The sequence below is a fragment of the Corynebacterium sp. HMSC061H03 genome (genome assembly GCF_001838215.1).
Lineage (GTDB): Bacteria > Actinomycetota > Actinomycetes > Mycobacteriales > Mycobacteriaceae > Corynebacterium > Corynebacterium jeikeium_D.
Map to the genome: position 1 here is coordinate 1 of NZ_KV836072.1, position 10,476 is coordinate 10,476.

Below are 10,476 nucleotides of genomic sequence, written 5' to 3' on the forward strand. Positions count from 1 at the left end.
CCGAGCGGACACACTTTTTGCTACTTAACCCACCGCTCGGACGCCCTGTCACACAAAGAAAAAGGTGCTTGACGACGCAACGTTCGTCGTCAAGCACCAGGTGCAAAATGTTGCGCGAACCTAGGCGTGAACCTTCTCGCGGTTTTCTGCGGTGTCGTTGATGAGGCGGTCGGAGATGACGTACACCAGCAAACCTACGACAGCCATGAGCACGAGCAACCAGGCGATGGTAGCGGAGACCCCTTCTGCTTCAGACTGCGCGATGGAAAGGGCGCTGAAGAAGGCCGGCCGAGAATCAACAAGCATGGCCGTTAACGCAATGCCAACCGGGACGGCGATGTTGATAGTCAGATTATAGAAACCGATTGCGACACCGGACTTGGCCGCGGGAATGTTCTGCAGTGCGGTCGCGACCAACGGCGCATACATGAGCGCGAACCCTGATGGGAACAGAATCATGGACACGATAACCGTGGCAACACCGGCCCCCGGCAGCACTGCGGGAATGAGCAACGCCACGACAATGATGCTGATAGCAGCGACAATAGCCTGCCTCGAAGACAGGAACTTGGCAATCTTGCCAGACATCATACCAACGATGACAGCACAGAGATATCCCGGCGCGAGAATGTAGGCAGCACCGTCGAGGTTAATGCCATAGAGCTCGTCGACCATATACGGCAATAGAATGACCGAATACCCCAACTGGACCATGTAAACCACGAGCACAACAATCAGCGCGCAAACGTAGCGGGCATTGGTAAAAAACGAGGGGCTGACCACAGCGTTGTCATGTGCCCGGATGTGCCAGACAAAGAGCGCGACACCCAACACAGCGGCCGCCAGCCACCACCATTGGAACTTCTGCATGAACAGCATCACCGCAGTGGCGATGGCCGCGATGAGGAACAAGCCGAAGATATCCAGGTGGCTCTTCTGCTGCTGCTCCTCCGGAACTGTCTTAATCAGAAACGGAATGGCAACTATCAGAATGAGCGAAATCAGGAACATAGCCGGCCAGGAAACGTAGGTAGCCACGATTCCCGAAGTCAACGTTCCAATCAGCAGCGCAGCTTGGAAAGCCGCGGTGGAAAAGCCGAGGTAGGTTTTCTGATCTTCTGGGCTTAGGTACTTGGTGACATAGATGACGTAAAGCGTCTCAGCCGCCGCCAGACCTGCAGTTTGAATAGTGCGGGCAGTAAGCACCATTGGCCATACGCCCTGGAAGAAATAACCCAGTAGAGACCCCACGGCGACAAAGCCAATACCGACAATCATCAATTTGCGGATACTAATGCTGTCCGCCAATGCGGCGTACACCACCGCTCCAATGCCAATCAAAATACCGGCGAGTGTCGCCTGCAGACTAGCCGTGGAGACACTGAGGTCCAGAGACTCCGCAATCGGCTTGGTCATGAACTTAAAGCCATTGTCCAAGACCAAACAGAATACAAAGGAAAACAGCAAGACCGGGACTGCGGCCTTAGGGTTTGGCGCCGCAGCGTTGGACGCTGCGCTTTGAGAGGGATTCACATTCAAGTTGGTATTGCTGGCCGGATTGCTCATCGCACTGTACCTATTTCACACTTCAAGCCGATTGATTGCAGACCAGGACACTAGAGTCGAGCCAGCGGCAATGCGAGCTCCATCATCGTCGTGAAGGCCTTCTCACGTTCTTCCGGAGTGGTCTTTCCACCGGTGACGATATTGTCCGACACAGTGAAGATTCCCATGGCCTCCACACCGGCTTCGGCGGCAGTGGCATAAAGGCCAGCAGATTCCATCTCCACCGCCAGCACACCCATGCGCGCCCAACGGTCGTTCACATCATCCTGGAAGTTGTAGAAAATATCGCTGGACAAGATGTTGCCGACGTGCGTAGTGATGCCCTGCTCGCGGGCGCGATCGCGAACATCTTCAATCAGACGGAAAGATGCGGACGGGGCGAACGATCCCGGCAAGTTGTACTGCGATAGAAAATTGGAGTCCGTCGACGCCGTCTGGCCGATAACCACGTCATACAGGTCCAGCTCCGGCTGCAACGCGCCGCACGAACCGACGCGAATCAGCTTCTTGCAGCCGAAAACATGGATAAGTTCCCAGGAGTACAGCGAGATAGACGGAATACCCATACCGGATCCCATGACGGACACTTCCTGCCCCTGGTAGGTGCCGGTAAAGCCCAACATGTTGCGAACTTCGTTGAACTGAACGACATCGTCCAAATAGGTCTCCGCAATGAACTTCGCACGCAGCGGGTCACCTGGCAACAAAATGGTTTCCGCAATCGGCGCACCCTTTGGGTTGATGTGTGGAGTGCTCTTACCAGTGGTATCGGACATGGCTTCCAGCCCCTTCTCCCACTAGCCGTGGGTGAAAATTATGCGAACATTGGTGTACCACTGCCCAGGTTAATTACCAGCATTACAACCGTCAATAGTAATATTTACATTTGTTCCCAATTGGGTGGAGTGACGAAAAAGGCGCGAGAATCTCCCGACAAAACTCGGGGAAATTCCCGCGCCTTCAATGCGCTACAGCGGAAGCATCAGATGCCTAGCTCTCAAGCACGCTTGCTTAAAGCATGCAGGATACGCACCCCTCAACCTCGGTACCCTCCAGCGCAACCTGACGCAGGCGAATGTAGTACAGAGTCTTAATACCCTTGCGCCATGCGTAGATCTGCGCACGGTTGAGGTCACGAGTGCTCACCGTGTCCTTGAAGAACAAGGTCAGCGACAGACCCTGGTCAACATACTTAGTAGCGACCGCGTAAGTGTCAATAATCTTCTCGTAGCCAATTTCGTAGGCGTCCTGGAAGTATTCGCGGTTGTCATTGTCCAAGTGCGGAGCCGGGTAGTAAACGCGACCAATCTTGCCCTCCTTGCGGATCTCAATCTGAGACGCAATCGGGTGAATCGACGAAGTCGAGTTGTTGATGTAGGAAATCGAACCGGTCGGCGGCACTGCCTGCAGGTTGCGGTTGAACAGGCCGTACTCCATGACGTCGGCCTTCAGCTGCGCCCAGTCCTCAGCATCCGGAATGTGTGCGGTGGAGTTCGCGAAGATCTCTTTTACGTGCTGAGTCTTCGGCTGGAACTCTGTCGGATCGAAGTTATCGAAGTACTTGCCGCTGGCATAGTCGGAGTTCTCAAAGTTGACGAACTTCTGGCCGCGCTCGCGAGCAATCTTGTTAGAAGCGCGCAGGACAGCGTAGAGAACAGCTGCGAAGTAGGCGTTGGTGAAGTCCAGGCCCTCTTCCGAGCCGTACATAATCTTCTCGCGGCCAAGGTAGCCGTGCAGGTTCATCTGCCCCAGGCCGATGGCGTGAGACCCGTCGTTGCCCTTGCGAATCGATGGCACCGAGTCAATAGAAGTCTGCTCACTGACCGCAGTCAGGCCACGAATGGCAGTCTCGACAGTGCGACCGAAGTCTGGCGAATCCATGGTCATCGCAATATTCAGCGAGCCAAGGTTACAGGAAATGTCCTCACCAACGTGCTCGTAGGACAGGTCTGCATTGTAAGTCGACGGGGTGTTGACCTGCAGAATCTCCGAGCAGAGGTTCGACATATTAATACGTCCCTCAATCGGGTTCGCGCGGTTAACCGTATCCTCGAACATGATGTACGGGTAGCCGGACTCAAACTGAATCTCAGCGATGGTCTGGAAGAACTGACGCGCGTTGATCTTCTGCTTACGAATACGCGGATCCTCGACCATATCCGCGTAGTTCTCGGTGATACTAATGTCCGCGAACGGCTTACCGTAGACGCGCTCGACATCGTACGGGCTGAAGAGGTACATGTCGTCGTTACGCTTGGCCAACTCGAACGTGATGTCCGGAATGACAATGCCGAGCGACAACGACTTGATGCGAATCTTTTCGTCCGCATTCTCACGCTTGGTATCCAGGAAGCGCATGATGTCCGGGTGGTGCGCGTGCAGGTAGACAGCGCCAGCACCCTGGCGAGCACCCAGCTGGTTAGCGTAGGAGAAGGAGTCCTCCAGCAGCTTCATAACCGGGATGACACCGGAAGACTGATTCTCGATGTGCTTAATCGGAGCACCCTGTTCACGCAGGTTACTCAACAGCAGCGCCACACCACCGCCGCGCTTGGACAGCTGCAGCGAGGAGTTGATGGCGCGGCCAATGGACTCCATATTGTCCTCGATACGCAGCAGGAAGCAGCTCACCGGCTCGCCGCGCTGGGCCTTACCGGAGTTGAGGAAAGTAGGAGTAGCAGGCTGGAAGCGTCCGGTGATGATCTCATCAACCAGGTGCTGCGCGAGCTCCAAGTCGCCGTCGGCAAGCGTGAGAGCAACCATGCACACACGGTCTTCGTAACGCTCCAAGTAACGCTTGCCGTCGAAAGTCTTCAGCGTGTACGAGGTGTAGTACTTGTAAGCACCCAGGAAAGTCTGAAAACGGAACTTGTGAGCATAGGCCTGCTTGAACAGTGCCTTGACGTCCTCAAATTCGTACTTTTCAAGGATCTCAGCCTCGTAGTAGTGATTTTCTACCAGGTAATCGAGCTTCTCCCGCAAGTTATGGAAGAACACAGTGTTCTGATTGACATGCTGCAAGAAGAACTGCCGCGCAGCCATGCGGTCCTTATCGAACTGAATCTTGCCGTCTTCACCGTACAAATTCAGCAGCGCATTGAGCGCATGGTAATCCAGCTTGTCCTCGCCCACCGGCTCCGCGACCTGCTTGCCCATTTCCGACACGTTGACTCCTTTAATATTCATTTGCCTGCGCAGGGTCTGTTCAATCACTGCCCAGAGCAATCCAATCTAGCTACTTTCCTCGCACACCGCTTTACGACGGCTTCCGCGAGCGTATCCATTCGGTTGTCCTCAGTGCCCCTTCCCTCGACACTAAGGCTAGCCAACTTAGGCGCTGGCTTTACCGTGGAAGAACTCCTCTAGCCCTTCTCGGACTCGCTGCACATCGTGGTCGGTTCCCATCAGCTCGAAGCGATATAGATATGGAACCTTGCACTTGTAGGAGATGACATCCCCTGCTTTACAGAAGTCCTCACCGAAGTTGAGATTGCCGGCAGCAATCACACCTCGGATGAAAGAGCGGTTGTGCTCGTTATTAAGAAATTTGATGACCTGCGGAGGAACTGGCCTTGAGTTACCACCGCTGATGGAAGCACCGCCACCATAAGTCGGACAAATGAGGACGTAGGGCTCATCGACGATAAGCTCCGGCTCATTACGACGGATGGGAATACGGGCATTTTTGATACCTAGCTTTTCAACAAACTTGTGTGTATTCCCCGTCGCCGAGGAGAAATACACCACCAGCATGAGAGCTTCACCCTTTACATCGCAAAACCCCCGCAATCTTCGTTTCCCGGGTGGTCAACGAAATGTGCGGGGAGGTGTGTGATTCTTAAGCTGCCTGGAGAGCTTTGATGCGATCCGGGCGGAAACCCGACCAGGTCTCAGTGCCAGTGTCAACGACCGGCGCCTGGAGGTGGCCGAGAGCCATAACGTAATCCCGAGCCTCATCGTCCATGGTGATGTCGACGATATCGTAGGCAATTCCAGCCTTATCGAGGGCACGAGTGGTAGCGCGGCACTGGACACATGCAGGCTTGCTGTAAACGGTAACCATGACTCTCACAAACTTTCTGGCTTTGGGTAAGACCAATGAATCGGATCGACTTCGTACAAACAACGGAAGTGGCCGAGGAATCAGCGGATTGATCGATTGACTGAAAGCTCCCGGAGGTTCATGAGAAACCGAGTACGGGTGGCCGACAGATTCTTTTAGCTATCCTTGGCTCGACATCGAAAACACTACACTTGGTGTCTGAAAAACTCTAGTCACACTAGATGTAGTAGTCACAACCATGATATTCCCTGTTCGGAGATTTCTTGCGCACAAGATGTTGTACACAGACGCACCACAACCTTGTAATTTCACGCTAAAAATTCTAGAAAATCGTAGAAAAACGACTATCGGTGGATTTTGGTTAAACCAATTACTGCAAGACGGCTCGAGGCCAATCACACCAATAACAGGCGCAGCACCGCCCCTCCCCTTCCCTGTCCCTCCCCTGCCCAACTTCGGACTCAGCAGCGATCTCAAAAAATCACGGGCTGCACATGTGAACACGGGCTGCACATGTGAAACTGTGTAAGTTTATGACACTTTCAAGCCATTTTTCGAGCCATTTCTGTCATAAACGTAGTCAGTAACTTCCATCGCCCCACCGCCGCCAGCCATAAACGCAGTAACCGCCTGAACCTCCCCTCCCTAAAAACCAAAAACCGCAACCTTTAGCCACAGTAAAACTGCGACTTCAGATTGCGGTTTTGGCAATAAATGAGGAAGCTATTTGCTTCGCGCTAGCCTAAATAAGGCTTAGCCCTGGCGGGCCTTGAAGCGCGGCTCCTTCTTGTTGATCACGTAGACCTTGCCACGACGGCGCACGACCTGAGCGCCCGGCTTGTTCTTCAGCGACCGAAGGGACTTGCGGACCTTCATTCGGGCGCTCCTTTCTACTCGGCTCCGAAACGGGAATGTGCACACTGCACTCTCCCCGGACAATCACCCCAGTGACTGCCTGGCAACGCACCCTTCCTGATAATCCGAAGAAATATCAAAGAGTATGCGTTACGACACGAGTTGCCATACTACCTAATAAGCGGAATAACTCCAAAAATCCGGGGGAAACATGTCCTTTGACGGTCAACCCCAAGATTGCAACTCCCCACGTTGCAACTGCCTCCGCTTCTCTATTTGGCAGCGGCAATCATGTACTCGCGGACCTCGGCAAGTGTCTTGCCAGAAGTCTCCGGCACCGCCTTGATGGTGAATACCAGCGCAATCGCACCCGTGATGGCAAAGAAGAAGAATGACCACGCACCACCGACAGCATCCACCATCGGGAGAAATGCCTGCGCCACAAACCAGTTCGCAACCCAGAGCGCGAGCCCTGCCAGCCCCATACCCAGGCCACGGGCTTCTGTCGGGACAATCTCGGAAATCAGGAGCCAGGTCGCCACCGACACAGCCGCCTGCTGAAATACGATAAATACAGTCATCAGCAGAAGCGACATCATGGCACCCGTCGAAGAGTTACTCGACAGGCCATAGACGGGCGCCAGCACGAGCAGCGAGCTTGCACAGCCCACCAAACCGATAATCAGCATTCGCCGGCGACCAACGCGGTCAATAATGCTCATACCGATTGCACACGAGATCACCGAGGCGATACCGATGATGATGGAGGTGTAGACAGAGCTTTCCGTCGACAAGCCAACCTTGTTCATCATCGTCGGCGCGAAATACATAATCGCGTTCGCACCCGTGACCTGCTGCGTCACGCCAATCAGCATCGCAATGATGACGGTGCGTCGCACCCACGGGGTTTTCACAGCCAGACGCTCTGCTGCACGCTGATCGGCGCTTGACGACGCCTCACCAACGGCAACCTCAGCCAAGGTCGCCTCATCTCCCTGCATCTGACGCAGCACGGCCAGCGCCTTGCCCTCCTGTCCTCGACGGACGAGGTAGGCCGGTGTGTCGGGCAAAACCAGCATGCCGATGAGCAGCACGATGCCGGGGACAGCACCGAGTCCAAGCATGAGCCGCCAGTTACCGGAGGAGGCTAGGGCCGAGTTGGTGAGAAACGCCACCAACTGACCAATCACGATCATCAGCGAGTTCAGGCTGACCAGCCGTCCACGCACATGCGGCGGTGCCATCTCGGAGATGTACATCGGCACGACGATGGAAACACCACCGATACAGACGCCGAGCAAAGTACGCGCAGCACCCAGCGAAAAAGCACTAGTAGCGAAAGCACACCAGATACTGCCGATGATGAAGCCGACCGCTCCTAGCAGGATGGTGCCACGGCGCCCCAGAGAGTCCGCTACGCGACCGCCCAGGAACGCACCGATAGCCGCACCGACCAAGAGCATGGCGGTGACAGTGGATTCCTGTCCTGGAGTCAGCTCAAAAGAGCGCTGGATATACAGCAGCGCGCCTGAGATGACACCGGTGTCGTAACCAAAGAGGAGGCCGCCCAGAGCGGCGATGATAGCCACGGCTATCGACCGAGTTGTGGTGGTTTCCCGGTTCGGTCCAGTCTTATTTTGTTCGGTTGTACTCACGCTGGAAATCTTGCCACCGTCCGGGCAAAGACCCCCTATCCGAACTGCACTTACTCGATAAAGATGAGAGTTTTGGCACTCTTCTGGCAGGAAAACCATCCCTTTTCCCGTCCGGAACTAACGGTAGAGTGAGGCTCATGACACCAGTAGGCACACAGGATCTGCCACATCCCCTCCAGTCGAAGGTTATTAACGACCTCCACGTCCAGCCCACCATCAATGCCGCCGAGGAAATCAGCCGCCGAGTCGATTTTCTCTGCGATTATTTCCGAGCCGCGCACGCCAAAGGATTCGTGCTCGGAATTTCCGGCGGTCAAGATTCCACGCTGGCCGGACGTTTAGCGCAGTTGGCCGTCGAAAAGCTTCGCGACGGCGGTGTGGATGCCACTTTCATTGCCATTCGCCTCCCCCACGGCGTGCAGGCCGATGAGGACGACGCACAGGTGGCACTGCAATTCATTCAGCCTGACCAAAGGCTAACTATCGATATCGCACCGGCCACTGCTGCGATGACCACCCAGGTCACCGATGCCCTGGCCGGCAGCACTATCAGCGACTTCAACAAGGGAAATATTAAGGCCCGCATGCGAATGATTGCCCAGTACGCAGTGGCAGGTGTTGACGGCGCTTTGGTCATCGGCACAGATCACGCCGCGGAGGCTGTCACCGGCTTCTACACCAAACACGGCGACGGCGCCTGCGACCTCGTCCCGCTGCAGGGACTGAACAAGCGCCAGGGCGCGGCCTTACTCCGCCACCTCGGCGCACCAGCCCGTACGTGGGAGAAGGTGCCGACGGCCGACCTGGAAGAAGATCGCCCTGCGCTTCCCGACGAAGTTGCGCTCGGGGTGACCTATACCGCCATCGACGACTACCTCGAAGGCAAGGCCGTCTCAGATGAGGATGCCGCGCGAATCGAGCACCTCTACTCCATTTCCCGGCACAAGCGAGCCGTCCCTCCCGGACCAGCCGATTCTTGGTGGCGCTAGGCTACTGCCCAGGGGCGGCCCAAGCAGTGAGCCCCCTAAGAGAAGGCCTCCGCGCCAGCGTCCCAAATAGCCCCAACTGCGGCCAAGCTGTCTGCCGCACCGGCTTCGGCGCTGGGTTCCAGCGCAGGTGAACCATCCTGGACGAGCTCGGCGGTCACCAAACCATGGGCGAACGCCCACATGGCCAACCCCTTAGACTCATCGCCGGCAACCTTAATGAATGCATCGCGAATCCAGGCATCCAACGACGAAGGCGAGGCGACATTCACGAAGTTGGTGCGACTCATCAACCGGTAACCATGAGGATCGTCGAGAACTGCCTGGCGGTACGCCTGCAGCAGAGATGCCGAAGTGCATTCCTCATCAATGGCAGCATGAATACGCTTGCCCAGATTCTCGAGGCTCTCGGTCAGCAGCAGCTGAAGGAGCTCTTCCTTGCCGCTGATGTGCTTGTACAGCGATGGCGCCTTCACATCGAGTCGCGCCGCTAGGCGGCGCATGCTGATAGCGCTCCAACCCGATTCGCGCAGCATCGCGCGCGCTTCATCTACTATTTTCTGCATACGTGGGGACTGCCTGCGCACATCGGGCTGCGCTGGCACCCCATCGGTCGATTCTATGGTGCACGTCACATTTGCGACTGTAACGCGTTGAATCTCACTTAGGGCGCTTTTGGGTAATTTAACCCAACAATTTTTAAAAAAACAGCTAACGGCGGTGCTCAGCCACTAAGAGCTGGCTTTGCACGCTGATAGCTTTGCTTGACGACGGAGCCCCCACCGTCGTCAAGCATAAGTGCCGTATGCCACCGCTACACTTCGTAGCGATTCGGCTCCTCCCCGAGGTGGAAATGGCGACCCGAAACATCGTTCGGGGTAATGCGCACGTAGTTGTATTTCAACGTCGGCAGCCAGGGCTTCAGCGACAGCTCATCCGCAGCGTTAATATCCGCGCGGGAGGTGAGAACCTCTGCGTCACCCTTAACGATGACCGACCAGGCCTTCTGGGCATCCTTGTCAACAAAGTCGGCCTCAAAAAGAACATCGTGGTTCAGGGAGACAGTAAAGAGCTTCGACCCCTCGGCAGTGCGGAAGTAAATGTTCCCCTCATGAACGACGTAGTTCAGTGGGAAAAGATCCATATCGTCTTTACGACGAACAACCAGACGCCCAAAAGTCTGCGTAGCCAGCAGCTCAAGGGATTCTTCGGTGGACAGTTTCTGAATAACGGAGTCGGTGTGTACCATACCCCCAGTATTCCACTGTTCAGACAAAGTTGCTACAGCTATACGGATTACCAATCACTGAGGTAAACGGCGGGTTAAGTAGCAAAAAGTGTGTCTGACTTT

The 10,476-nt window shown here is 55.4% G+C and carries 10 protein-coding genes; 1 reads left to right on the plus strand and 9 read right to left on the minus strand.

The window, feature by feature from the left end; all coding sequences use genetic code 11:
* Positions 1-120 precede the first annotated feature (120 nt).
* The 7 genes from HMPREF2787_RS05965 to HMPREF2787_RS05995 all read right to left on the minus strand — a co-directional run bounded on the left by HMPREF2787_RS05965 (position 121) and on the right by HMPREF2787_RS05995 (position 8,238).
* On the minus strand, positions 121-1,566 hold the full coding sequence (locus tag HMPREF2787_RS05965; RefSeq protein WP_083326667.1) for an MFS transporter: 1,446 nt from the start codon (positions 1,564-1,566) through the stop codon (positions 121-123).
* 50 nt (positions 1,567-1,616) lie between these two features.
* Complete coding sequence (gene deoD, locus HMPREF2787_RS05970) at positions 1,617-2,342, minus strand: purine-nucleoside phosphorylase (protein WP_070858735.1); 726 nt, start codon at positions 2,340-2,342, stop codon at positions 1,617-1,619.
* A gap of 235 nt (positions 2,343-2,577) precedes the next feature.
* Positions 2,578-4,722 carry a class 1b ribonucleoside-diphosphate reductase subunit alpha gene (nrdE, locus tag HMPREF2787_RS05975; RefSeq protein ID WP_210401199.1) on the minus strand — a complete coding sequence of 715 codons (2,145 nt, stop codon included), beginning with the start codon at positions 4,720-4,722 and terminating at the stop codon, positions 2,578-2,580.
* 174 nt (positions 4,723-4,896) lie between these two features.
* Entirely contained in the window at positions 4,897-5,319 is a 423-nt protein-coding gene (gene nrdI / locus HMPREF2787_RS05980; protein WP_048732982.1) for a class Ib ribonucleoside-diphosphate reductase assembly flavoprotein NrdI, read from the minus strand.
* An 85-nt stretch (positions 5,320-5,404) separates the two neighbouring features.
* Positions 5,405-5,629: a glutaredoxin-like protein NrdH gene (nrdH, locus tag HMPREF2787_RS05985; protein ID WP_005511161.1), complete on the minus strand. Its 225-nt coding sequence runs from the start codon at positions 5,627-5,629 to the stop codon at positions 5,405-5,407.
* A 753-nt stretch (positions 5,630-6,382) separates the two neighbouring features.
* Entirely contained in the window at positions 6,383-6,505 is a 123-nt protein-coding gene (gene ykgO, locus HMPREF2787_RS05990; protein ID WP_005511141.1) for a type B 50S ribosomal protein L36, read from the minus strand.
* A 251-nt stretch (positions 6,506-6,756) separates the two neighbouring features.
* Positions 6,757-8,238 (minus strand): sugar porter family MFS transporter, encoded by a 1,482-nt coding sequence (locus HMPREF2787_RS05995; protein WP_141763273.1) that lies wholly within the window; start codon positions 8,236-8,238, stop codon positions 6,757-6,759.
* Between the two features lie 38 nt (positions 8,239-8,276).
* Here HMPREF2787_RS05995 and nadE point away from each other — a divergent pair, with 38 nt between their 5' ends.
* A complete protein-coding gene (nadE, locus tag HMPREF2787_RS06000) occupies positions 8,277-9,128 on the plus strand; it encodes an ammonia-dependent NAD(+) synthetase (protein ID WP_070858739.1) in 852 nt (283 codons plus the stop codon).
* A gap of 35 nt (positions 9,129-9,163) precedes the next feature.
* Here nadE and HMPREF2787_RS06005 read toward each other — a convergent pair whose 3' ends face one another.
* Both HMPREF2787_RS06005 and HMPREF2787_RS06010 read right to left on the minus strand, forming a co-directional pair.
* Positions 9,164-9,691, minus strand: coding sequence for a TetR/AcrR family transcriptional regulator (locus HMPREF2787_RS06005; RefSeq protein WP_246824225.1), 528 nt, complete (start codon positions 9,689-9,691; stop codon positions 9,164-9,166).
* A 248-nt stretch (positions 9,692-9,939) separates the two neighbouring features.
* On the minus strand, positions 9,940-10,374 hold the full coding sequence (locus HMPREF2787_RS06010; RefSeq protein WP_070858743.1) for a pyridoxamine 5'-phosphate oxidase family protein: 435 nt from the start codon (positions 10,372-10,374) through the stop codon (positions 9,940-9,942).
* Between the last annotated feature and the right edge of the window lie 102 nt (positions 10,375-10,476).

Coding starts and splice junctions, on each gene's coding strand:
- nrdI (WP_048732982.1), bottom strand. CDS start 5,319: ATGCTGGTGGTGTATTTCTCCTCGGCGACGGGGAATACACACAAGTTT.
- HMPREF2787_RS05965 (WP_083326667.1), bottom strand. CDS start 1,566: ATGAGCAATCCGGCCAGCAATACCAACTTGAATGTGAATCCCTCTCAA.
- nrdH (WP_005511161.1), bottom strand. CDS start 5,629: ATGGTTACCGTTTACAGCAAGCCTGCATGTGTCCAGTGCCGCGCTACC.
- deoD (WP_070858735.1), bottom strand. CDS start 2,342: ATGTCCGATACCACTGGTAAGAGCACTCCACACATCAACCCAAAGGGT.
- HMPREF2787_RS06005 (WP_246824225.1), bottom strand. CDS start 9,691: ATGCAGAAAATAGTAGATGAAGCGCGCGCGATGCTGCGCGAATCGGGT.
- nrdE (WP_210401199.1), bottom strand. CDS start 4,722: ATGGGCAAGCAGGTCGCGGAGCCGGTGGGCGAGGACAAGCTGGATTAC.
- HMPREF2787_RS05995 (WP_141763273.1), bottom strand. CDS start 8,238: ATGGTTTTCCTGCCAGAAGAGTGCCAAAACTCTCATCTTTATCGAGTA.
- HMPREF2787_RS06010 (WP_070858743.1), bottom strand. CDS start 10,374: ATGGTACACACCGACTCCGTTATTCAGAAACTGTCCACCGAAGAATCC.
- nadE (WP_070858739.1), top strand. CDS start 8,277: ATGACACCAGTAGGCACACAGGATCTGCCACATCCCCTCCAGTCGAAG.
- ykgO (WP_005511141.1), bottom strand. CDS start 6,505: ATGAAGGTCCGCAAGTCCCTTCGGTCGCTGAAGAACAAGCCGGGCGCT.